Below are 21996 nucleotides of genomic sequence, written 5' to 3'. Positions count from 1 at the left end.
CGGGCCTGGCGGCCCTGTGCTCCGGGTCAGGTTGCCACCGGATGACATGGCCACCTGCTCACGGTCATCGCCAGTCAGGTACGGCAACGCGACTACGGGGAAGGTGTGTCGCCGCACCTGACCAGTGATCATTTGGTGTCGTCGGTTTTCGGCACGTGTTTCCCGCGCCCGCCCGGAGTGCGGTGGTGGAGCTGGAGACGAGTCATCGCGGCATCGACCAGGCGACCGAGGTTGCCCAGTTCGTACAGCATCCGGTGGCGTTCAGCGTCCTCCCAGGCCCTGATGGCCACCCCGATGTCGCCCGACTTACCGGCTGCGATGACGACCTCTTGGCCGTTGACTCTCTTGGTGGCCGCATCGCCCAGGATGACCCAGCCGTACACGGTCACGACCCCCGAGCAGCCACGATCAGGGCAACCACCTGTTCGGGATGCTCGCTTCTTATCGCCTGGAGAGCGGAGCCGTCGCGCAGGGAGACCAGGTAGCTGCCCGAGCGCGGCCCCATGGTCACCGTGGCTATGCGCCAGCCCTGCGGACCCTTCACGGTCAGCTCCGGCGGGTGCCGCTCCATCCACGACCGAAGAGGCGGCTGATCGGGCCAGGCCGCCGCACTGTTGGCGAACAGCCCCAGGCTGATCGTGTGATGACGGTGAGCACGGATTCCCCGCTCGATGAGAAGCCGCTGAACCACGGCCAGCGCCTTGTCATGGCTCTCCACCGTCGCCTCGTCAACGGCGGGCGGGACGGCTCTACAGTTATCCATGGGTTGCACCTCCAGTGTGCGGCCAAGGGACCCGTACGGCGTGACAGCGCCTGCGGGTTCCGCATTTTCACGGCCCTCCCATGACATCGCCAGGTACCCCGCGCCGAAAGCGCGAGTAGGGGAGACTGGGGGAGTCAGGTGGACCACCACGTCCCCCGAGGTGCACACAATGGGTGACATTCCGGCCTGGGCCGTACGGTTACGCGCCGAAAGGCGTGACAAGTTGTGGACGCAGCGAGAGATGGCCAGGCAACTGGCCGAAGCCGCCGACCCGCGCACTCGTGCCCGCCTGCCCGAGCGGGAATCCCTGGTCCGCATGATCAAGGATTGGGAAGCGGGCAGGCATAAGCCCAAGGACCCTTACCGGCTGCTCTACTGCCGGGTGTTCGGCCTGGGAGAAGCCGAGCTGTTCGGCGATGACCCAGCGAGCACGGCACGGGGCAGCGCTCTCTTCACGGGGGAGATCGAGGCGTTGGAACTGGCCCGCCGGGTTACCGCCAGCGATGTGGGCAATGAGACGCTGGAGCGGCTGGAGTCGGCCGTCGACGACCTCGCGATGGCCTACCAGGCGACACCACCGGCCGAGCTGCTGGAACGGGTGCGTCAGCACCTGTCGTACGTCTCGCACCTGGTCGACGCCAAGAAGACGTTCGCCGAGCACCGCCGCCTTCTCACGGCCGGTGGCTGGTTGTCGCTGCTGACCTCCACCTGCCATATCGACCTTCGCCAGTTCGAGGCCGCCGGAACGTGGCTTCGCACGACCGCTCAGCTGGCCAAGCACGCTGAGCATCCCGAGATCGCCGCCTGGTGCCTGGAGACCGAGGCATGGCAGGCGGTCACCACCGGCGACTACCGCCGCGCCTTGGCCTTGACCCAAGGGGCTCAGGCGATCGCACCGCGTGGCGGTTCGGCCTATATTCAGGCGACCGCGCAGGAAGGCCGAATCTGGGCACGACTCGGGTCCGGCCCGGAGACGCGCGATGCGCTGAACCGGGTTGCCCGGCTGGTCTCGCCGTTGTCGGTGCCCGAGCATCCCGAGCACCACTACCGCTACGACCCTTCCAAGAGCGAGGCGTACGTGGCGACCACGCTGTCATGGCTGGGAGACCCAGCCGCCGAGTCGTACGCCCGGCAGGTGCTCGCCCGCCTGGAGTCGGCCGCGGATGGGTTGCTTCGTCCACGTCGAGCGACCTCCGCACGCCTTGACCTTGCTCTGGCACTTCTCGCCACCGACCAGCCCGACGAGGCCGGTCAGCTTGCCCTCACGACCATGACGAGTGGCGTGCTGGTGCCGTCCAACTACTGGAGAGCGCGCGAGGTGATCGGTGCCATCGAAACGCGTCGCATGCCGGAAGCCGCAGAACTGCGCGAGGCGTATCGAGAGCTGAGCGGCCCCGAGTGAGGACCGGGGAAGACGCGCTCTACCGGCTCGGACAGGCGAATCACTGAGTGACCAACTGGGTGACAACGACCCTGGACAAGCCCGGACGACGGTGGATCACCATGGACCGTATGCGCAGGTGGGAGCGGGTATTGCCCATGGTCCCGCCCCCACCCGGGTTGCTTTGCAAGCAGGATGTCAGGAGTTCGAATCTCCTAGGCTCCACTTCCTCTCGGACACGAAAAAGCCCAGGTCGGGCACGGTTGCCGTAACCTGAGCTTTGATCTTCATTCGGCCTTCTTTCGCTCCCGTGCCCGTTGCGTGCCCGATCCCTTCCCAAGTGCCCCACGGGCGATCCGTGCCACCTCCCGCTGCCGCTCGTACGTCGAGTGCTGATAGAGCATCGCGGCCCGCGTGCTTGGAGTGACCCATGCGCTCCATCAGCTCCCGGATCGACGCCCCGGCGTTCGGGGCGAGGGTGTTCCCGGTGTGCCGAAGGTCGTGAAAGTGGATTTTCGGAAGATCCGCGTCTTTGAGTGCCTGAGCCCAGACCCGGCGGTTGAAGTTGGTGTTCCGTAGCGGACCGTCATCCGGTCCCGCGAAGATCAGTCCCTTGTCGCCGTCCTGGGTGAAGTTCTTCACGTGCGCCCGCAGGTCCTCGATGATCAACTCGGGGATCACCACCGTCCGCTTGCCCGCCGCCGTACCTGGCCCTCTGCCGCTCGCCGACCGGGCGTGCGGCCTGGAGGCCGGTCCCGACCGGCGCCCCGGGCCGTAGCCGCCCGCGCACCCGCCACAGCCGATGCACTCGCCGACCCCAGCGACGCGCCGCCGCCCAGATGCAGCTCTCACGATCGTCTCATCGTGGTCGGCCGCCATACGTGGCGAGGGGCGATCGACGATCCGGGACCTCGTTCCTCGGCCCCGGCTCACCGAAAGCCTGCCCTGGCCTTCGCGCCAGGTTCAGCGGAGTTCGTCTTCCAGCAGACCCATGATGACCTTGTCGTGCCACTTTCCGTCGCGCCGGAACGCCTCACGCATGCGCCCCTCCTCAACGAAGCCCACCTTCTCGTAGACCCGGCGGGCCGCCTCGTTCTCGGCGACTGCGGTCAGCGAGATCCGGTGTAGCCGCATCTTGCCGAAGCCATAGCGGCAGATCGTCCGCATCGCGTCGGTGGCGTACCCCTGGCCCCAGGTGTCCTTCTCACCGAGATAGATATCGAGCTTGGCATCGCCGATCTCGGGTTCAGCCTCCCGTAGCGCGACGATACCGATCGTCCGGCCGTCGAGTGTCTCGATCATCAGGTTCAGGTTGCCGTAGGAGTCGGGGCCGCGCTCCTCAAGCCGCTTCCTGGTGAGAGCCAGCGACGGCGGATAAGGAGCATCCATCCACCGCATGACCTCAGGGTCGCTATGCCAGCGCCACAGAGTCTCGGCGTCCGACGGCTCGATGGCGCGCAGCTGTACGCGATCTCCAGTAACCATGCCGGTTTCCTACCAGAAAGCGGAATAAGCGTGCGAGTTAATTGACAAGCAGCGGCTCGGAAGCCTTGGCCGTACAGCCAAGAGCGTGAACGACGTCGGAACTCAGCGAACATTCACGGATACCGCGACCGCAGGTTAGAGCCTCTGACCTTGATCGAATTGACTTCTTTTAATCCGCAGGTTTCTGGGTCGCCCTATGTCCCTGGGACACAGGGCGGTGACGGTCTCCGGTGCTATCCAGCATCCCCGGCGTCGTGCCCGATCGCCTACGGCAAGCCGTACCCATGCGGGGAGGCGCGGCGCAATGCCGGAGACCGTCTCGAAGGGGGTACCGCTGTGCCCGTCGCGTGCCCGATGGGACGGAGAACAAGGGGGAACAGCGGGGAGTCACGGGGAACGCGATCAGGGCACGGAGCTGCGTCTTCGCAGATCGAACAAGATCGGTATGCGTCTTTGCAAGCAGGATGCCAGGAATACGACGACGACGTCGTTGACGAGAGTTGCCCTGTTGCGTGTGCCGGACCAGGATCACTCGCATGGGCTTCTGTGAGTACTACCGGGCTGCGGATCGTGAGATGGCGATCATCCAGCCGGAGCATGGCCGTGTGGTCGCCGACCCTGCTAAGTACGGCGTCCCCGAGTTCGACGCCATGGAGACCAAATGGCTCGACCCGTCGATAACCCTGAACGAGCTGGCGGCGCTCATCGCCAATGTCGACCTGTCCACGGAGTTGGTTGCCACGGTGCGCCTGTACCCCTCCTCGTATCCCGACCCGTTCCCGCAGACCGACGAGGAATGGGACGCCCTGCCCGAGGACTCGCCCTACCTCAGCAGCGTGAGTATCGAGGAGCTGTCGGTGAACGTGCGTGACCTGCTCGCCGGCGCCGACGACGCGCACCTGCCGAGGGTGGTGGAGCGCTGGGCGAAGAGCGAGCAGTTCTCACACTTCAGCTCGGCCGACCTGGAGTATCTGATGCCCGTGGCCAAGGATCTCATCGGGTTGTCCCGCCGCGCGAAGGAACATGGCCAGCAGCTCTACTGCTGGTCGTGCGCCTGACCGGGACGGTCGCCGAGCAGATCGGCCCGGCTGCCTGCCGGGCCATTGGCGGGCCATTAAGGGCGGTCAACGGCGGTCAGTCACGGTCGCTCGCGGGGAGCCCTCCGCCCAGCTCATGGCCTGCACAGCCCGAGATCGGACCGATTTGCAAGCAGGATGTCAGGAGTTCGAATCTCCTAGGCTCCAGTCCACGTCAAAGACCACCTCTCGTGATCAGGAAATGGCCTGTGCGATCTCGTGCAGCAGCGAAATACGCTGACGGCGACGAATCCAGTTGCTCACCGAGCCGTTTGAGAGATCGGGAGCCTGTGGAATTTCAACCCGGGATAAAGCAGGCTTCTGGGCCGCTTGAGAGCGGTAGAGCCGGCCACCTCGCTGAGTGAGGTGGCCGGCCCGTTCCACGTCAGGCCGGGATCTGCTTCTCGTGCCAGGTGTAGTAGAGGTAGGTGCTGCCGGGCCCGGTCAACGTGCCGTAGACCTGCCAGAAGCTGTTGGCGCCGAGCGAGTAGCGGAAGACCTTGTCCCCGGGCCGGTCGTCCACGAACACACTCTGTGACCCGTTGGACCAGATCCGTACCTCGATCGTGAATGTCGAGGTGTCCGGGATGTCGAGGCAGACCTCGTACGTGTACGCCGACGGGCCGCCGATGTTGTAGCTGCGACCGTCCACCGCGGGCCTCTCGACGTTGGTGGGGACGTAGCTGTTCAGGACCCGGGTGTACCCGCCCGTGGCGCAGTCGATTGCGGAGGTGGCTGCGGACGCGGGACTGATGCCAGTGAGCATGGCACCGAGGACGCCGGTGGCGACGAGAATGGAGGTGGTGCGCTTCATGCCTCTCCTCATCCGTGCAGTGACTCTCCAACCAAGTAGTTGAAGGCTGAACTGATTCTGGCTCGGTTGCCGTATCTGGACAAGTCCGGGCAAGAATCCGTGCATTTTCGAGTCAAGCGGGTCACGTTCAGTCCTTCATCGATGAACTTGGCCTACGTGTTCTCGGTGAAAGCGCGGTTCGCGAGGGCGCGACATCACCTCGCGCAGGCACACGCAGCCGAGCCGCAACCGCCTATGGAGCAGGGCAAAGAGCCCTCAATGCCGCGACTGGCTCCCGTTTGCAAGCAGGATGTCAGCCTAGGCTCCACCAATTCAAACGCACTCTCGCCGAAGGTCGTTGGCGAGAGTGCGTGACTGTCCGAGTGACTACGATCTCTCTTCCACTGGAATTCGTGTATCGGTATTTCGGCGTCGGCAAGCTGTCTGCACACGCTGTCTCGGCGAGGTCGCACGGTGCCTTTCCAGAAGTGGTCCAGCGCGAGAGCGCACGCTGTGCGGACGGGGTTGTGTCCCGGTTGCGTACGCCGGGTGGCGGTGTGCTCGCGGCTTTTCCGACGGCTCAGTTGTAGGGGTTGTCGTAGGTCACGGATTTGGTGCGGCTGTTGTAAGTGTTGCCGGGATAGAACCAGCCGCCCGTCACGTACAAGGTGACGTTCGTCAGGGTAGTGGAGTGGGTGTATTCACCGTCGTAGAGGAATAGGGACAACTGGCACCCGGGGGGAGCGGCTGCCGTGCCCGTCTGGGTGGGATAGAGGACGGTGCTGCCGTTGACGGAGACGTAGAAGTTCGGCATGGGGTAGGAGCCGCTCCCCCAGCACAGCCGGAGCGCGTACCTGAACTTCGTGTTCCCGTCGTCGAACGCCAGCGTGCCGGTCAGCTGGGCGAGCATGATCGACGGACCGGCGTTCGAGGTCACCGTGATGGACACGGTCTGGTCTGGGCCGTAGGCGGCGTGCGCGGGAGTGACGGGCACCAGGATTGCCGCGAGTGTTGCGATGACGATGGCGACAGAGCTGGCCGCACGACGTGCTGTGGAATGTGCCAATTCCAACCTCATCTCTTCGTGATGTCGGCGGAGCACACAGGAGATTATTGTCGGGGCCTCCAGGCGTCCAGAGAGGCGATTGAGAGCCACTGATTCGGCCCGGCGTTAACTTATTGTCATGGCAGCTCTCGCGAGGGTGGGCCAGGCGTGCCACCAGGTCGGGGATTAGTCCTGCAGAGCCGTAATACCGGCGTGACGGGTGAAATTTTCATTCCACCGGGACGCGGTCGACTCCGGAACCGGAGACGGCCAGACCGGTGTGATTGTTTTCCGGGTTCTTCCTGCAGCGCTCATATGAATCAAGGACGGCATGCGCCGCCGTACGACCGGCCCTCGCACCGAGCCCAGCGCTCGGCTTACCTGACCACCGCACACGTCGGTCTCATTGGATCTGTAGGCCGAAACGAGAGCCGAATGTCGGTCACTGGCTCTTGTGGCCACGTCGGCCGCAGGGCCGTGTTGGTGAGTTTGAGAGTCACCCCGGCGGACCGGCCGGCGCGATGACGGTCCCTGGTCTTCCTCGATAGTCGCCGTCGGCGATGTCCCAGGTCCAGGTGGAGCGAGGGACGACTACCTGGAGGTGGCCCTCCGCTCCCGAGTGTGTCCCCAGCCCCCGGGATGAGGTTCTGATTACGCTGAGGAGCCCTCGCTAGGGTGTCGGGATTAGCGCTAATCCCGACACTGAGCACGTGAGGGCCCCAGTCCCCAGCACGGGGCCTGGGACGCTTGTCTTGTCGCCGCCTGGCCAGTCTGATGTGGGTAGCGTCAGCGTGGCGGGGCTGATCTGCCGGAGGAACTTGCGAGACCGCGGGGCCTCAGTGACGTGGGTCCGGGCCCTCGGTGACGCCCCAGGTCTCCGCGAGTCGGCCGTTGTCAATACGGAAGATCTCGATGAGCACGGGCCGGACGTCGCTACCCGGGGCCGCCATCCCCTCAACCGATGAGCGGACGGCAACCTTGTCGCCGTCGATCAGGATGTCGTCGGCGACAACGCGCATGGCCGGGAACCGGGCAACGACCTGGACCCAGGCCTCCTTGCCCGCTTCGAACCCGGTGGCGCCAAGCGGGTGGTTAAGGAAGTCGGGGGTGAACAGATCGGCGGCCTGGTCGAACTGCCGGGTGTTAAAGCATTCCTGCATCCGCAGCACCAGGGCGCTGGCTTCCTCGCGTGTGGTCATCGAAGGGACCTCCTCGTGTTCGGTGGGGCCTGCCTCATGGCGAAACGACGCAACCGCATAAGCGGGGCTTCGCCCCGTTTATATACGGGCAGCATACGGGGCGACGCCCCGGTTAAGCTAGGCGTGAGATGTCCAGTCGAACGCCTAAGCACACTCCAGCCGAGCCACCGACGGCTCCCGTGAACGACCGGGAGCTACGGGCCGACGCGCGCCGCAATCGTGAGCAGGTATTGCGGACCGCGCAGCAGTTGTTCGCCTCACAAGGCCTCGGCATCTCGCTCGACGAGATCGCCCGCCGCGCGGGTGTCGGTCCCGGCACCGTCCACCGGCACTTCCCCGCCAAGGAAGCGCTGTACCTCGCCGTCGCGATCGACCAGATCAGGCAGTTGGTCGCTGAGGGAGAAGCGCTCGCCGGTACCGACGATCCGGCCGCCCTGTTCACGCTGCTGTCCCGGATGATGGCCTCAGGCGCGGAGAACGCGGCGGTGAAGAGCGCGCTCACGGCCGCCGAGTTCGACCTGCGCAACGCCGCTCCGGACGCCGCTGCCGACCTCACGCACCAGGTCGCACACCTGCTCGATCGCGCCCATCGCGCCGGCGTCGTACGCCACGACGTGACAGTCGACGAGGTGATGGCAATCGTCGCCGGCGCCTTCGCCGCGATCCGACACGCCGACGCGGACACCAGCCACGAACGCTCCGCACACATCGCCCAGATCATCCTCGACGGACTACGGCCCCAACCCCGATAACAAGGGCCCAGGCAACTCCACCCCTAACCAAGCCAAGGACCTCCACTCCCACGACGTCTCCGGAATCAGAGTGACTGGCAACGACCGAGGACCTGCGATCAGCTACCTGGCGGCTGGGGACACATTCGGGAGCGAGGGGCCGAGGTGGGGCGAGCGACGGCCATACTCGGTGACGAGGTAGGCCGGAGTGGCTCCCGAACTGGCCGATATGAGTGCGATCCCGGCTCTCACACAGACAAACATCTGGCTCTCGTTTTCACCAAAGCAGGATGTCAGGAGTTCGAATCTCCTTGGCTCCGCTCCAGGGCAAAGGCCACTACCCGTGATCGGAAAGTGGCCTTTTCGATCCATGGGACGCCAGACCGGCCAGGGTGCTCGAGTCCGCGACGTTTCCGCCGTCAGCAACCCCCGACAGGCTCTCCTACGTCCCCGACAAGTCCACCGAATGATCCTCAGATCCAGCCTTCTTCCCAGGCGCGGTGAGCGGCGGCGTGGCGGGAACTGACGCCGAGTTTGGACATGGCCGCCGACAGGTAGTTGCGTACCGTGCCCGGCGCCAGGTGGACCTGGGCGGCTATCTCCCTGATCGAGGCCCCGGTCCGGGACGCCCGCAGCACCTCCAGTTCCCGGTCGCTGAGCGGGCAGTCGTCCTCGGTCAGGGCCGAGGCGGCGATGTCGGGATCGACGTAGCGCCGTCCGGCGGCAACGTCGCGGATAATCTCCGCCAGCCTCGTCGCGGGGGTGGTCTTGGGCACGAACCCACTCACACCCACTGACAACGCGCGGCGCAGCGCCCCCGGGCGGGCGTGCCGTGTCACCAGGATGATCTTGATGGAGGACTCCGCCCTGATCTCCTGAGCGGCACGCAGGCCGTCGGTCGGCGGCATCTCCAGGTCCAGTACGGCGATGTCGGGCTTGTGCTCGCGGGCCAAGCGCACGGCGTCGGTGGAGGTGGCCGCCTCGGCGGCGACGGTCAGGTCCTCCTCCAGCTCCAGCAGCGCCGTCAGGGCACCCCTGATCAGGTCCTCATCGTCGGCGATCAACAGCCGGATCATCGCGCCTCCGGTTCAGTGGCCGCCGCGGCATTTCGAGCGTTCGCGGATTCCTGGCCGGTTGTCTCCGCAGGCAGGGAGGCCGTCACGACGAAACGGTCGTCGTCGCGCCGCCAGGTCAGCTCGCCCCCGACGGCCTGCAGCCGCTCAGCGAGTGTCTGCAGGCCGGTACCCGGACCGGACTCCCGCCCCGTGCCGGGATGATCGGGCGCGCCGTCGTTGGCGACCGTGAGACGGGCCAGGCCGCCGATGATCCGGTAGCCGACCTCGGCGTGCCGGGCGCGGCTGTGGCGTAGCACGTTGGTGGTCGCCTCCCGCATCACGAGCCCCAGCAGGCGCGGGCCCGGATCGGGAAGAAGGCCGGGAACGGCGGCGCGGTCGAGCTCCATCCGGGCGTCGATTCCGGCCGCGGCAAGCACTCTGGTCGCGTTCCCGATCTCCTCCTCCAGCGTGACGCGGCGATACCCCTGGACGACGGCACGAGTGTCCCGCAACGCGTCTGCGGCCAGCCGCCGCACCTCCTTCATCTCCGCGGCCGCCCGCGCGGGGTCGGCCTCCGCCAGCCGCGCCGCCAACTCGCTCTTGAGCGCGATCACCTGCAGGTGGTGGCCCTGGATGTCGTGCAGATCGGCGGCGAAACGCAGCCGCTCGTCCTTTACCGCCAGCTCCGCTGAAAACCGGCGGGCCGCGTTCAACTGCTCGGCGACGTCCCATGCCCACAACATCCCGAGCGTGACCCAGCCGGTGAAGAGCACCAGTCCGGCAGGGAACGCCGTCGCGAACACCGATCCCTGCCCCGACAGCGCGGCTGTGACCCCGCCCAGAACGGCCGCGCCTGCCGCCGTGACAGTGATCAGCAGCCACGGGCGCCGACCGGGTAAGAACGTCGCGATGATCGAGACCATCATGGCCGGGCCGAACGACCAGAGCCCGTAGTCCCGCAGGGCGAGCAGGATCACGCCCAGTACCGTCCCGCCCGCACCTCCGGCCACCAGCCATCTCACCGGCGGTGGTCTGCCCGGGGACTCAAGGGGAATGCGCGGGAGCCGACGGCTGGTGGACACCGCGATGGCCGCCACCGTCAGCGCCAAGGTGGCCACGGCGGCGAGTCGGACCATGACCGGCACCGCTGTGTCCATGATCTGGTTCTTGACGCTGAAGGCCAGGAAGAACGCGGTGACGCCGATGAGACTCCACCAGGTGTAGCGGCGGAAGTTCGTCAGCCTCGTTCCAGGATCGACCGGCACGTCACGCACGCGGCCATTGTCGCAGCAATCCACCGCGTCAACCCTTTATGTCTCGCCGCCACCTCATGATGACAAATGTCATGCGATCACATGACATGTCCATCCTCTGACATGCGGTTTCGGCGCTACCGAGAAGATGCCCGTGTCGGCGAGCCTGGAGGTCATCTATACCTGACCCCCGTATCAAGGAGGCCTCTGATGCAAGCCGCGAATACCGCACCCGCCCCTAAGCGCTGGATCCACGTGCTCAAGGATCGTTGGCCGATCGCCGTCGCCATCGGACTGATGTTCCTCACGCTGAGCAGCGGCAGCGACCTGAGCAGCGAGGTGAGGAGCTTCGCGCAGATCCTGCCTGCCCTGCCGCTGCTGTATCTCGTCGTCGCCAAGCTGGGCCGACCCGCGCTGTCGTGGCCGCTGCTGGGCGTCGGAACGGTGATCATCTTTGGGGCGCGGCTGCTGGATCTGGTCGCGCCGTCCACCGTCCTGCTCGCTCTGGCACTGGCCGTGCTGGTCTGGGGCATGATCGATGGACACTCGCGCCGGTCCGGCGAATTCAGGATCCAGGCGATCGGCGTAATCGGGTTCGGCGCGCTAGCGCTGGCCGGGCTGGCCCTCGACCCTGAGATCGGCCGATACGTGGTGGCGGCCGGATGGTTGGTGCACGGCGTCTGGGACTTCGTGCACCTGTGGCGCGGCAAGGTCGTCACCCGCTCCTACGCCGAGTGGTGCGGCGTGTTCGACGTGCTGGTCGGAATCGAGCTGATCTTCCTGGTGTGACGCGCCAGGAAACCGTCGGATACGGCGGCCAACCTCCAGCGCTGGCAGCAACATCGCCACACGCCGACACATCCCGGCCACCGCGCAGACGCGCCTGACCACGCTCTCGATCGGCCGAGCAGGTGATCGCTCCGCCTGAGAGCGGAAAATCAGGCCGGCGCGCCGCCTCCGGCGCTCGGGCTTGGCGGCCTGCAATCTGGGCCGGCTTGCCATCGGATGACAGAGCGGGCCGCCGGCCGGGATGCCGTGTACAGCAGCAGGTACAGCAACGCTGCCTTACATGATCACACTTCACCGGTCGCTATCTGCCGTCTGAGCAGGGTGCGGAGCTCTCTACGTCGTGACCGGCGCTCGTTTGCAAGCAGGATGTCAGGAGTTCGAATCTCCTAGGTTCCACCCATGTCAAAGGCTACCTTCCGTGATCGGGAAGTGGCCTTTTCCGTGCCGTACAGCGGCGAAATACAGCAACGCCGCCGGCCGAGGCTGCCGTCGGGCGTCCTGCTGCGCTGAATGAGTCGAGGGCGCGTCGCCCGTAGCGGGATGTCGATCGGGAGGGCCGCGGTGTCGGGTATGCGCCGGCGGAGGCGATGAGCACGTGGGAACGGCGCTCAGGCGCGGACCCACCGGCCCCCGCTGCTCCGCGGCCGCCGCGGGCCAGTCCGGCTGTGACGTGTCGTCAGGTCAGCCGGATTCGCACAGCCTCTTGAGCTCGGCGAGGTCCGTGTTGATATCCGCGATCACCTGATTGGGATCGCCGCCGGTCATGCCGGTCAGCCGGAAGTTCAGTTCCTGGAATTCGGCGGCCAGTCGACTGATCGTCGCCCCCACCGCTCCTTGAGCGTCGAGGACCGCGCCCATCAGGTCGAGGTAGGTCTGGCGAGCCGCGGCCGCCTGGCTGCTGCTGGTGGTCCCGGCGTTCCGGCGGTATGCGGTCAGCGCCGTCGTCGTCTCGTCGCAGCCCCCGGGCCGGACCGCTGACACCGGCGGGGAGGCGACCGGCACCGCTCGCGTGGTGCTTGGCGCCGGCGGCTGGGGCGCGCTGGACTCGGGCGGGGGGCTCGGGGCCGGCGGTGCGTGCCCGGTGGTGACCGGATCCGGCGACGACGGCTGCGGAGCCGAGGTGGTGACTACCACGTCGGACGGGGGCTGCGGAGGCGAGGTGGTGACTACCGCGTCGGACGGGGGCTGCGGAGGCGGGGTCGGCGGCATCAGGTAGGCGACCAGCGTGACCACGGCGGCCACCGCACCCGCCAGAGCGCCCACTGCCGCCCAGTTCAGGCGCAAACCTGCTCCTCCACTCGCCGTCGGCGGCCGCGCCGGTCCGTTCTTCGTCATGCCCCTCATCGTGGCCGACCCGCCGAAGTCGGTCCAGGAAGTCTTCCGCTGACCTTCTGAATGGAATTCGCCTATATGAGGCGGGCCGGCGGCAGGCGCCGGTGAACGCGACCTCGACCGAACGCCATCCCCGGCGTCATCCACCTGCTTTGAGGAACGTGGCACTCATCGAGCCGTCTCCGGGGAACCGGAGCGCGGAGACAGCCGGATCATCAGTCGGCGTTTCCGATGCCGAGGCCGTCGAGGAGCGCCTGGAGCCCGAACTCGAAGAGCCTGTCGAGGTCGAAGTCGTAGCCGTCCGCGCCGAGTTCGCCGATCAGCTTGGCGAGCAACGGCGCCCGTCCGGCGGCGACGACGGCGTTCACCGTGCCGCCCTGGGTGTCGAGCCACTGCTCGCTGGACAGGCCCGTGGCCGACATCGCCTGTGCCTCCCGCTCGACATGCACGGCGAGCCCCTGCGCGTATGCGTAGAGCAGAACATCGATGGTCATCGCGGTCGCCGGATCGAGATCGAGCCCGTCGAGCGCGAGCAGCAGTTGCTCGCCGTGCCTGAGTACGCCGGGCAGTGGCAGCGGACGCCCCAGCGGGGCGAGGTGGGGCAGCCAGGGATGTCGCCGGTAGATCCGCCACAACGTGCGGGCGACCATCTCCAGCCGGTCCCGCCGGCCGAGCGTCACGTCCTGGTAGCGTTCCGCGCCGTAGGCGAGGTCCGCCATGGTCCGTACCAGGTCGTCGCGGCCGCGCACATGCCGGTAGATCGCCGCGGCCGAGACGCCGAGACGCGCGGCCACGGCGCGAACGGTCACGGTGCCGAGCCCTTCCGCGTCGGCGATCGCGATCCCCTCGCGCACGATCCGCTCCCGGGTCAGCTCCACCGCACCGGGATGTCGCCGCGGCCTGCTCAGAGTGGCCGCCACCACCGTCCCCGACCGGGGCCTGCCCTCCACCAGTCCTTCCTCCTTGAGGACGGCGAGCGCCCGCACCGCCGTGGCCAGGGCGACCCCGAAGTCGCGCGCGATCGCGCGGGTGGACGGAGTCTTGTCGCCGGGGGCGAGCTCGCCCGCCTGGATGCGACGCCGGAGGTCGGCGGCGATGCGCTGGTAGGGAGCTTCCACGATAATTTGTCCTAGAACAGATATGACGGTTGAAGCTGCATCTGTTCTAGCACAGTTGGGCGTTCGGGTACCGCCGGGGATACCAAGGAGCCATGACTTCTGTGCTGATCTCCGGCGCGAGCGTCGCCGGTCCCGCCCTGGCCTACTTCCTGAGCCGGCACGGCTTCACCGTCACCGTGGTCGAGCGCGCTCCCGCACTCCGCCCCGGCGGTCAGGCGATCGACGTGCGCGGCACCGCGCTCACCGTCGTCGAGCGCATGGGGATCCTCTCCGACGTGCGGCGCTGCCGTACCCGCATGAACGGCATGTCCATGCTCGACGGCGACGGCAACGAGCTGTGGCGCTCCACGGAGATGGCGATGTCCAGCGGCCGCCTCGACAGCGACGACGTCGAGTTGCTCCGCGAGGACCTGAGCCTCTTGATCCACGACAGCACGAAGGACGACGTCGAGTACCTGTTCGGCGACTCGATCACCTCGCTCGCCCAGGACGAGCGTGGCGTGCGGGCCGTCTTCGAGCGGGCGGGCGCACGCCCCTTCGACCTCGTGGTCGGCGCGGACGGCTTGCACTCCAATGTCCGCCGTCTGGTGTTCGGTCCCGAGCAGGAGTTCGTGCACCACCTCGGGACGTACCTGTCGATCTTCTCCATGGACAACTGTCTTGGCCTGGAGAACTGGCAGACCTGGTTCAACGACGGGAACACGGGCGGCGCGATCTACCCGGTGCGCGACAACACCGAACTCCGCGTCAACCTCGGCTTCCACGCCGAGGAGCCCGTCACGTACGACCACCGTGACGTCGAGGCGCAGAAGCGACTGGTCGCCGAGCGTTACCCGGACGCGCGCTGGGAGGTGCCTCGGCTGCTCAGGGCGATGTGGGACGCGCCCGACTTCTATTTCGACTCCATGGCCCAGGTCCGGATGGAGCGCTGGTCGGCCGGCCGGGTGACGCTGCTCGGCGACGCCGGCTACTGCGCCTCACCCCTGTCCGGCCAGGGTACGAGCCTGGCACTGGTCGGCGCGTACGTCCTGGCCGCCGAACTGGCCCGGTCGGGTCACGAGGCCGCGTTCGCCGCCTATGAGGAGCACATGCGACCGTGGGTGGAACTCAACCAGGCGCTCGTGGAGAACAACCGCGACCAGTCGGAGGAGATCTCCTCCGGGGAGAGTCCGCTGGACCACGTGAAGAACGCGATCCAGCTTCCCCGATGAACCGGTATCGAGCTGAAACGCCCTGTCTCCGATCTCCCGGTGCTCCAGTGACACCTTGGATCATGGTCGGCCGACACGCGTTTCGGTGATGTTCCGCAGGTGCCTCTCCTGAGCGTCGAGAAGTTTGTCATCGTGCTCGGTCGCCCAACGTCCGAGAGCCTTCATCGGACCGTCGACCAGGCTCTGCCCCAGGCATGTCAGGGCGTACTCGACACGCGGCGGGGCTTCGGCGTGTGCACGGCGGTCGATCAGCCCGTTCGCGAGCAGGCGACGCAACGCATCCGTCAACACCTTGTCACTGATGCCGCCGACGCGGAGTCCCGGCCGTGCTGGGGTCGCTGGATCGCGCACGCCGGCTTGAGGAGGTCGCGGGTTTCGTCATCGGGCTGGTCTTCGCCGGCACCGACCCCGACTCCGCCATCCCACGCGTCCCGTCGGCGGCCGCGTGATACCCGTGCCGACACTTCACGATCCTGGCGTGGTGGCCGCGTGTCCGGCCGATGCCCTCAGCCGGAGCGCCCCGCGTAGTAGCGCCGCGACTTGTCGCGGCTGCCGCAGGTGGTCATGCTGCACCACCGGCGGCGACGATTCTTGCTGACGTCCAGGAACAGCCAGCAGCACGACGGACACTCACCGAGCCGATCCAGTGGCCCGTGTGTGAGCAGTTCGACCGCCGAGGCCGCGACCTCCCAGAGCAGGATTCGCAGCGTACGTGGTGCCCCCCAGGAGAACCGGAAGTTCCCGCCGGCCTCCTCCAGCCGGCCATGGGCGATGCCGTCACCGTGCAGCGCGACGACGACATCAAGATCCGGCCGCGGCGCCCGCCCTCCCTGCGCAAGCGGCTGAAACACCCGGAACACCGCCTCGCGCAGCTCGCGGGCATCCGGCAGGGCCGCCGCGAGCCCGTCCGGTTCCCCGATCGGACGCCCCGCCGCCGCGGCCCAGGTCACAGCCTCCTCCGGGGTGCCCAGCCAGTCTCGCCGAGCCACCGGACGAGCGTTGACCGTGTTGGCGAAGTCCAGGCACAGCGCGTTCCCAACCAGCTCGATGGCAGTCACGGCACGAGTATCTCACCGATCAAATCCCGTTGACAGGTCAGGTGACATAGGCCACGCTATGACCGATCAAAGGTATTTGAAAGGTAAGAAACAGATGCGCCTCCTCCCGCTGCCGCTGGGTCGGTCGTTCAACGCGCTGTGGTTCGGCACCGGCGCCGCGAACCTCGGCGACGGCATGGCGCTGTTCGTCCTGCCACTGCTAGCCATCGCCGTCGACGCCTCGCCCGGCGGGGTGGCGGCCGTGACGGTGGCGCTCACCCTGGCATGGCCGGTCTTCGGCCTGCACGCCGGCTGGATCGTCGACCGGGTCGACCGTAGGACACTGCTGAGCGGCGTCAACCTGGTCCGCGCGCTGGTGCTGTCCGGACTCACCGTCGGTCACCTCACCGGTACCCTGTCGCTGCCGCTGCTCCTCGCCGTGGCGGTGCTGCTCGGCGTGGCCGAGACGCTGGTCGACACCGCGCTGACCTCGACCATCCCCATGGTCGTCGAGCCCGCCGGCCGCAACAGAGCCAACGCACGCATCGAGGCGACCATCAACGTCACCAACCAGCTCGCCGGCCCACCGCTCGCGGGCCTGCTGGCGAGCCTCACCCTCGTTCTGGCCACCGGTGCGAGCGCGGCCCTCTACGCCCTGGCCGTCGCGGGCATCGCCGTGATGGCCCTGCGCCGGGCGCCCGCCGGGACCCGAATCTCAGGGGGCGGCGGCGTGGTCGCCGGCTTCCGGTACCTGTGGCGGCAGCCGGTGGTGCGAACGCTGACCCTTTTCACCGCCGTGATGAACATCCCCTGGGCGGTCGCGACGGCCCTGCTCGTCGTGTACGCGGTCAGCCCCGGCCCGCTCGGCCTCACCGCGGCCCAGTACGGCCTGGTGCTGACGGCGATGGCCGTGGGCGGACTGCTCGCGGCGGCGGTGGTGGAGCCGTTGCGGCGCCGGTTCGGGGTGACCAGGCTGCTGATCGTCGACGCCGCCGGAACCGTTCTGCTGGTGGCGCCTGTGGCGCTGGGCGGGCCGGTGTGGACCGTGGCCGCCGGGGCGGTGATCGCTGGGGCCGGGTCGAGCATCTGGCGCATCCTGGTGGCCACGATCCGACAGAACCTGTCGCCGCCGGAGTTGCTGGGGCGTATCTACGCCGCGTCTCGGGTGCTCAGCTGGGGGGTGATTCCGGCCGGCGCGGCGCTGGCCGGAGTCGCGGCGGAGCTGTGGGGCGTGCGGACGGTGTTCGTCCTGGCCACGGGGCTCGCCGTCGTCGTGCTGGGCCTCTTCGTGCCGTACGCGCTCCGTACGGATCTGTCCGCGACCATCGAGCCGAGGGCGGACCATCAGCCCGTCGCGTGAGCGCAGCCGACGGCACCTGGTGCAGGCTCTCCCCTCCAGCCGGATTCTGTACCGCCGCGGGTCAGCGGTTCTCCTGGGAGAAGACCCGGCTCAGCCGGTACGGCGAGACCTTCAAGAGCCCGGCCAGCGAGCACAGCGCCACCGCCTGACCGGGCATCCACCGGGAACTCGTCGCCGAGGCCACGCCGGACGAGGTGTTCGGTGGCGTCGATGGTGGGCGATGCGGGGGCCGGCTCACGTCCGCTGTCGCGTACTCGGACGACGCTGGTGGTCCGGCGGGATGCGGTAGACGGACACGTGGGAACGCGACTCGGCGGTGAAGTCGGCCCCGGCCCAGTCCGCGTGCCTGCTCTCCAGCTCGAATCCGGCCAACTGAGCCATGAGGTCGAGTTCGGCCGGCCAGATGTAGCGGTGCGGGCTGCGGAACAGCTGGGCCTGCCTGCTCTCGTCGAATGTGAAGTGGTGCGACACGACGTGTTGACGCAGAACGTCGTAGGTGTCCAGACCGATGTAGCCGGGCCCGGAATGCCACACCGTGGCCTGCTGACCCGGTGGGAGCTTGCGCAGTTCAGGCACCCAGAGCTCGATCACGAACCGGCCGCCGGGTATGAGGTGACGGGCGGCGTTGCGGAAGCACGCGACCTGCTCGGCCTGGCTGAGCAGGTTCGAAATCGTGTTGTAGACGAGGTAGACGAGCGTGTACTTCCCCGGGGCGACGGCGGTCGCCATGTCGCCGACGACTACCGGGATCGTCGCTTCGTCCACTTTCGTTCGCAGTTGGTCGATCATCGGAGGTGACAGCTCGATGCCGGTGACCGGCACCCCCCGCTCGGTGAGCGGGACGGCCACACGGCCGGTTCCGATGGCGAACTCGAGCGCCTGCCCGTCGCCCGCGAGTTCGGAGAGGCGGTCCAGGGCCGGCCCCAGCACCTCGGGCGCGAACATGCCGATGCCCGGCGTGTCATAGCGCCGGGCGGTGTCGACGTCCCAGATCTCCTCCTGTCGCATGCCTCCAACGATCGCCACGGGGGGTACGCGCTGTCCAATGATTTTGTGACCCCGCGGGTCGCGAACGTACGCGCGAGCCGCTGCGCCTCGGATCCTGTCAAGCATCGGCCGGGACACGACGCCGGCCTCTGTTGGATCGCGGCGGGTTCACGCGGCCTTGCGAAGGCCGGCGAACTGCAGGCCGGTGAAGCCGGCGACCACTACCGCCTGTGCGATCACCAGCGCGGTGCCCAGACCGGTCAGCGGGAACCAGCCGGCGATGAGCAGTTCCGCGCTCGCGGCCACCCAGGCGATGTTGACGGCCATCACGACGCCCACGGCGGCCCTGCTCACCGTCGGCCGCGAGGCGAGGAAGAACACGGCGGCCGCGAAAGCGACCAGGAACGCGCCGATCGGGTAGAGGAAGACGGCGGGGAGGCCGAACATCTCGCCGAAGATCGCCGCGACGACGAGGTAGACGGCTCCGTTGGCGCCCGTGCCCATCGCGTCCAGCCTGAGAGCGAAGCGGAGCAGCTTGGCGTCGGTGGTCCTGACGGTGCCGGCGATGGTGGCCATTTCGAAGATCCCTTCGTGGTGCTGACGTGCATGTGATCACGAAGTTACGCAGGTCCGCGCCACCCCGAATCAGTCATCGTGACGGTAGGTTCCTGACCGTGTTGTACGGGCGATCCAGCGAACAAACGGACATCGAACGGCTCCTGGCGGAGGCCAGGGCCGGCCAGAGCGGGGCCCTTGTCATTCGGGGTCAGGCGGGGATCGGTAAGTCGGCGCTGCTGCGCTATGCCGCCACGCGAGCGGAAGACATGAGAGTGCTGCGCGGTGTCGGCATCGAATCCGAGGCCGAGTTGCCCTTCGCCGCGCTTCATCTGCTTCTTCGCACCGGGCTCGACCGGATCCGCGCACTGCCCGATGCGCAGGCCGCCGCGCTCAGCGGAGCCCTGGGCCTGGGCGACATCGCGCCGGAAAACCGGTTCCTGGTCGGGCTGGCCACGCTGAGTCTTCTCTCCGAACTCGCAGAGGATGGCGCGCTGCTCTGCCTCATCGACGACGCGCAGTGGTTCGACCGGGCGTCCATCGACGCGCTGGTGTTCGCCGCCCGCCGCCTTGAGGCCGAAGGTGTCGTTATGATCTTCGCCGCCCGCGCGGGTTTCCACGCCGCGGGGCTGCCCGAGCTCCGGCTGGGTGGGTTGGACAGTGCGGCCGCCGCCGCCCTGCTTCCCGCCGACCTGCCACCGCAGGTGCGAGAACGTCTCATCGAGGAATCGGACGGCAACCCCCTGGCGCTTGTCGAGCTGCCTGCCGCGCTCACCGCGGAACAGCGGGCGGGACGATTGTCGCCGGTGGGTGCGATGCCCGTCGCCGATCGAGTTCGGGAGGCGTTCCAAAGACAGATAGCCGCGCTTTCCGAGCCGGCGCGGACCGCGTTGCTGATCGCGGCGGCGGACGGTTCCGGCGAGCTTGAGACGGTGGCGGCCGCGGGCGCCTCCCTGCAGGGCCTTGAGTCAGCCGAGCGGAGCCGCCTGATCGAGATAAGGGGGACGACCATCGGCTTCCGTCATCCCCTGATCAGGTCGGCCGCCTACCAGAGCGCGCCGGTCACTCGGCGCCTTGCCGTACATCGGGCCCTCGCCGACGCCCTCACCGGCTCGGCCGCTGTGGATGCGGCCGACCGGCGGGCGTGGCACCTGGCCGCCGCCGTGCTCGGATCTGACGAGGGAGTCGCACGGGAGCTGGGGGAAGCGGCGGAACGGGCACGTACCCGCAGCGGCTACGCCGCGAGCGCGGCCGCCTACGAGCGAGCCGCCGAGCTCACCGCCGATCCGGTACGACGATCCGGACGGCTGGCCGCCGCCTCGTTGGCGGCGAGTGACGCCGGACTGATGGGCCGCGCCGCCGCGCTCGCCGACAGGGTCACGTCCGATGTGGACGACCCCGATGTGATCACCGCGCTGATCCAGGTGCGCGCCCATCGCGAATTCGAGCTGGGCACACCGCTCGCAGCAGGCCGGATCATCCTGGACGGCGTTCCCCGGGTGGCGGCTCGCTCCTCGGAGTGGGCCACCTGGCTACTGGTGGAGACCGTCCGCTGCGCCTGGTTCGCCGGTGACGCACGGCTGGCCGAGGAGGCGGCCGCGAGCCTCCGCGCGCTTCCCGAGACCGGCTCGCCACTGGTCAGCGGGGCACTAGGGCTGACCCGCCTGCTGAGCGGTGACATCGAAGAGGGGGCCAGGTTCATGGGCGAGGCGGTCGACGGACACGCGCTCGCCGGACTGGGGGTGCCCGGGCTGACCTTCACAGCCTCTCTGTGCCTTCCGCTGGGCCGTGCCGTCCACTACGAGGAGATCACCGGTCAGATCGTGGCGGAGTGCCAGAAGAGCGGAATGATCGGCTGGCTCGCCTTCGCGTTCCAGGATCATGGCCTCGCGCAGGGGTGGCTCTGCCGGTACGGCGAGGCCAGGGCGGCTCTGGACGCAGGGCTGCGACTGGCGGTGGACCTGGGCCATGAGCACCGGGTCAGTCACCTCATGTGCTCTCTCGGATGGGTGCTCGCCCACCAAGGGGACGTGGAGAGGTGCCGAGCGACCGCCGAGGAGGGCATCGCGAGGGCCGACGGCCAAGGACAGGCCCTTGCCGCGGCCATCGGACGCTGGGCACTCGGCCTGCTCGAACTCGGCCTGGGCCGCCCGGACGCCGCCCTCCGGCAGTTGGAGGCCATCTCACTGACGGGCATCGCCGTCCTCTCCGCCGCCGACCAGGTCGAGGCGGCCGTTCGCGCCGGTCGGCCGGAGCGGGCGAAGGAGCCGCTCGCCCGATACCTGGCCTGGGCGCGGCACGTCCGTCAGCCGTCACCCAACGCGATCGCGCTGCGCTGCCGTGCCCTCGTCGAGGGGGACGAGGCGCACTTCGCGCATGCCGTGCGCTGCCATGAGGCAGCCGGTCAGCCGTACGAGCAGGCGAGGACGCGACTCGCCTACGGCGAGTGGCTACGACGGGCACGGCGGCGAGCGGATGCCCGGTCGCAACTGCGCGGCGCACTGGAGATCTTCGACCGGCTCGGCGCGGAGCCGTGGGCCGAGCGCGCCCGGGTGGAGCTGCGCGCGACCGGAGACGTTCCGGCAGCGCCGCGCAAGGCCGACGACCCGCTCAGCGTGCTCACCCCCAGGGAGCGCCAGGTCGTACGGCTGGCGGCCAATGGCGCCTCCAACCGCGACATCGCCGCCCAGCTTTTCCTCAGCCCGCGGACCGTCGGCTATCACCTCTACAAGGCGTTCCCCAAGCTGGGGATCACCTCCCGATCCCAGTTGGCAACCGTCGCCCGGTCCTCACGGGTGCCCGACTGATCGTCCACCCGGATGGGGA

At 68.0% G+C, this 21996-nt stretch carries 24 protein-coding genes; 9 read left to right on the top strand and 15 right to left on the bottom strand.

Going from position 1 to position 21996, the window contains the following annotated elements; all coding sequences use genetic code 11:
- Positions 1 to 128: 128 nt before the first annotated feature.
- Positions 129 to 389: a hypothetical protein gene (locus ACFQVD_RS31550; RefSeq protein WP_343970534.1), complete on the bottom strand. Its 261-nt coding sequence runs from the start codon at positions 387 to 389 to the stop codon at positions 129 to 131.
- Positions 386 to 763: a hypothetical protein gene (locus tag ACFQVD_RS31545; RefSeq protein ID WP_343970537.1), complete on the bottom strand. Its 378-nt coding sequence runs from the start codon at positions 761 to 763 to the stop codon at positions 386 to 388. Before ACFQVD_RS31545 ends, ACFQVD_RS31550 begins: the two co-directional genes overlap by 4 nt.
- A 169-nt stretch (positions 764 to 932) precedes the next feature.
- Between ACFQVD_RS31545 and ACFQVD_RS31540 the strand changes: the two genes are divergently transcribed.
- A complete protein-coding gene (locus ACFQVD_RS31540) occupies positions 933 to 2165 on the top strand; it encodes a hypothetical protein (protein ID WP_343970540.1) in 1233 nt (410 codons plus the stop codon).
- A gap of 177 nt (positions 2166 to 2342) precedes the next feature.
- On the opposite strand, the gene ACFQVD_RS31535 is transcribed toward ACFQVD_RS31540, so the two are convergent.
- Positions 2343 to 2825: a tyrosine-type recombinase/integrase gene (locus ACFQVD_RS31535; RefSeq protein WP_343970543.1), complete on the bottom strand. Its 483-nt coding sequence runs from the start codon at positions 2823 to 2825 to the stop codon at positions 2343 to 2345.
- A 282-nt stretch (positions 2826 to 3107) separates the two neighbouring features.
- A complete protein-coding gene (locus ACFQVD_RS31530; protein WP_343970546.1) occupies positions 3108 to 3629 on the bottom strand; it encodes a GNAT family N-acetyltransferase in 522 nt (173 codons plus the stop codon).
- Between the two features lie 536 nt (positions 3630 to 4165).
- Between ACFQVD_RS31530 and ACFQVD_RS31525 the strand changes: the two genes are divergently transcribed.
- Positions 4166 to 4687 carry a hypothetical protein gene (locus tag ACFQVD_RS31525; RefSeq protein ID WP_343970550.1) on the top strand — a complete coding sequence of 174 codons (522 nt, stop codon included), beginning with the start codon at positions 4166 to 4168 and terminating at the stop codon, positions 4685 to 4687.
- Between the two features lie 403 nt (positions 4688 to 5090).
- Here ACFQVD_RS31525 and ACFQVD_RS31520 read toward each other — a convergent pair whose 3' ends face one another.
- From ACFQVD_RS31520 to ACFQVD_RS31510, 3 genes are all read right to left on the bottom strand, one after another.
- Complete coding sequence (locus tag ACFQVD_RS31520) at positions 5091 to 5519, bottom strand: hypothetical protein (RefSeq protein ID WP_343970552.1); 429 nt, start codon at positions 5517 to 5519, stop codon at positions 5091 to 5093.
- 559 nt (positions 5520 to 6078) lie between these two features.
- Complete coding sequence (locus ACFQVD_RS31515; protein ID WP_343970555.1) at positions 6079 to 6492, bottom strand: hypothetical protein; 414 nt, start codon at positions 6490 to 6492, stop codon at positions 6079 to 6081.
- 887 nt (positions 6493 to 7379) lie between these two features.
- The gene (locus tag ACFQVD_RS31510) at positions 7380 to 7742 is read right to left on the bottom strand and encodes an ester cyclase (protein ID WP_343970558.1); all 363 of its coding nucleotides are present in this window, start codon (positions 7740 to 7742) and stop codon (positions 7380 to 7382) included.
- 179 nt (positions 7743 to 7921) lie between these two features.
- Between ACFQVD_RS31510 and ACFQVD_RS31505 the strand changes: the two genes are divergently transcribed.
- On the top strand, positions 7922 to 8494 hold the full coding sequence (locus tag ACFQVD_RS31505; RefSeq protein WP_343970561.1) for an SbtR family transcriptional regulator: 573 nt from the start codon (positions 7922 to 7924) through the stop codon (positions 8492 to 8494).
- A 452-nt stretch (positions 8495 to 8946) separates the two neighbouring features.
- On the opposite strand, the gene ACFQVD_RS31500 is transcribed toward ACFQVD_RS31505, so the two are convergent.
- Positions 8947 to 9549, bottom strand: a complete 603-nt coding sequence (locus ACFQVD_RS31500) for a response regulator transcription factor (protein WP_343970564.1) — start codon at positions 9547 to 9549, stop codon at positions 8947 to 8949.
- Positions 9546 to 10802, bottom strand: coding sequence for a sensor histidine kinase (locus tag ACFQVD_RS31495; protein WP_343970567.1), 1257 nt, complete (start codon positions 10800 to 10802; stop codon positions 9546 to 9548). The genes ACFQVD_RS31500 and ACFQVD_RS31495 overlap by 4 nt, the downstream gene beginning before the upstream one ends.
- Before the next feature lie 189 nt (positions 10803 to 10991).
- Here ACFQVD_RS31495 and ACFQVD_RS31490 point away from each other — a divergent pair, with 189 nt between their 5' ends.
- On the top strand, positions 10992 to 11570 hold the full coding sequence (locus tag ACFQVD_RS31490; protein ID WP_343970570.1) for a hypothetical protein: 579 nt from the start codon (positions 10992 to 10994) through the stop codon (positions 11568 to 11570).
- Between the two features lie 681 nt (positions 11571 to 12251).
- Here ACFQVD_RS31490 and ACFQVD_RS31485 read toward each other — a convergent pair.
- The gene (locus ACFQVD_RS31485) at positions 12252 to 12854 is read right to left on the bottom strand and encodes a hypothetical protein (RefSeq protein WP_343970573.1); all 603 of its coding nucleotides are present in this window, start codon (positions 12852 to 12854) and stop codon (positions 12252 to 12254) included.
- Positions 12855 to 13117: 263 nt separating this feature from the next.
- Positions 13118 to 14020 (bottom strand): GntR family transcriptional regulator, encoded by a 903-nt coding sequence (locus ACFQVD_RS31480; RefSeq protein WP_343970576.1) that lies wholly within the window; start codon positions 14018 to 14020, stop codon positions 13118 to 13120.
- Positions 14021 to 14112: 92 nt separating this feature from the next.
- Here ACFQVD_RS31480 and ACFQVD_RS31475 point away from each other — a divergent pair, with 92 nt between their 5' ends.
- Complete coding sequence (locus ACFQVD_RS31475) at positions 14113 to 15231, top strand: FAD-dependent monooxygenase (protein ID WP_343970579.1); 1119 nt, start codon at positions 14113 to 14115, stop codon at positions 15229 to 15231.
- A 60-nt stretch (positions 15232 to 15291) separates the two neighbouring features.
- Here ACFQVD_RS31475 and ACFQVD_RS31470 read toward each other — a convergent pair whose 3' ends face one another.
- Positions 15292 to 15582 carry a winged helix-turn-helix transcriptional regulator gene (locus ACFQVD_RS31470; protein WP_343970582.1) on the bottom strand — a complete coding sequence of 97 codons (291 nt, stop codon included), beginning with the start codon at positions 15580 to 15582 and terminating at the stop codon, positions 15292 to 15294.
- Here ACFQVD_RS31470 and ACFQVD_RS31465 point away from each other — a divergent pair.
- Positions 15558 to 15680, top strand: a complete 123-nt coding sequence (locus tag ACFQVD_RS31465; protein WP_343970969.1) for a hypothetical protein — start codon at positions 15558 to 15560, stop codon at positions 15678 to 15680. The genes ACFQVD_RS31470 and ACFQVD_RS31465 overlap by 25 nt on opposite strands.
- Before the next feature lie 57 nt (positions 15681 to 15737).
- Here the strand turns inward: ACFQVD_RS31465 and ACFQVD_RS31460 are convergent, their stop codons facing one another.
- The gene (locus ACFQVD_RS31460) at positions 15738 to 16289 is read right to left on the bottom strand and encodes a CGNR zinc finger domain-containing protein (protein WP_343970585.1); all 552 of its coding nucleotides are present in this window, start codon (positions 16287 to 16289) and stop codon (positions 15738 to 15740) included.
- 94 nt (positions 16290 to 16383) lie between these two features.
- Here ACFQVD_RS31460 and ACFQVD_RS31455 point away from each other — a divergent pair, with 94 nt between their 5' ends.
- Entirely contained in the window at positions 16384 to 17628 is a 1245-nt protein-coding gene (locus tag ACFQVD_RS31455) for an MFS transporter (RefSeq protein WP_343970588.1), read from the top strand.
- Complete coding sequence (locus ACFQVD_RS31450) at positions 17625 to 17777, top strand: hypothetical protein (RefSeq protein WP_343970591.1); 153 nt, start codon at positions 17625 to 17627, stop codon at positions 17775 to 17777. The genes ACFQVD_RS31455 and ACFQVD_RS31450 overlap by 4 nt, the downstream gene beginning before the upstream one ends.
- 85 nt (positions 17778 to 17862) lie before the next feature.
- Here the strand turns inward: ACFQVD_RS31450 and ACFQVD_RS31445 are convergent, their stop codons facing one another.
- Positions 17863 to 18636 (bottom strand): class I SAM-dependent methyltransferase, encoded by a 774-nt coding sequence (locus ACFQVD_RS31445; protein ID WP_343970594.1) that lies wholly within the window; start codon positions 18634 to 18636, stop codon positions 17863 to 17865.
- 147 nt (positions 18637 to 18783) lie between these two features.
- Positions 18784 to 19191, bottom strand: coding sequence for a hypothetical protein (locus ACFQVD_RS31440; RefSeq protein WP_343970597.1), 408 nt, complete (start codon positions 19189 to 19191; stop codon positions 18784 to 18786).
- Between the two features lie 98 nt (positions 19192 to 19289).
- On the opposite strand from ACFQVD_RS31440, the gene ACFQVD_RS31435 reads away from it, so the two are divergent.
- Entirely contained in the window at positions 19290 to 21977 is a 2688-nt protein-coding gene (locus ACFQVD_RS31435) for a helix-turn-helix transcriptional regulator (RefSeq protein ID WP_343970599.1), read from the top strand.
- Positions 21978 to 21996 lie beyond the last annotated feature (19 nt).

This window comes from Streptosporangium amethystogenes subsp. fukuiense (assembly GCF_042665875.1).
Classification (GTDB): Bacteria; Actinomycetota; Actinomycetes; order Streptosporangiales; family Streptosporangiaceae; genus Streptosporangium; species Streptosporangium fukuiense.
Note: the sequence above shows the minus strand (reverse complement) of the source record. Positions and strands in the feature narration are given on the sequence as shown.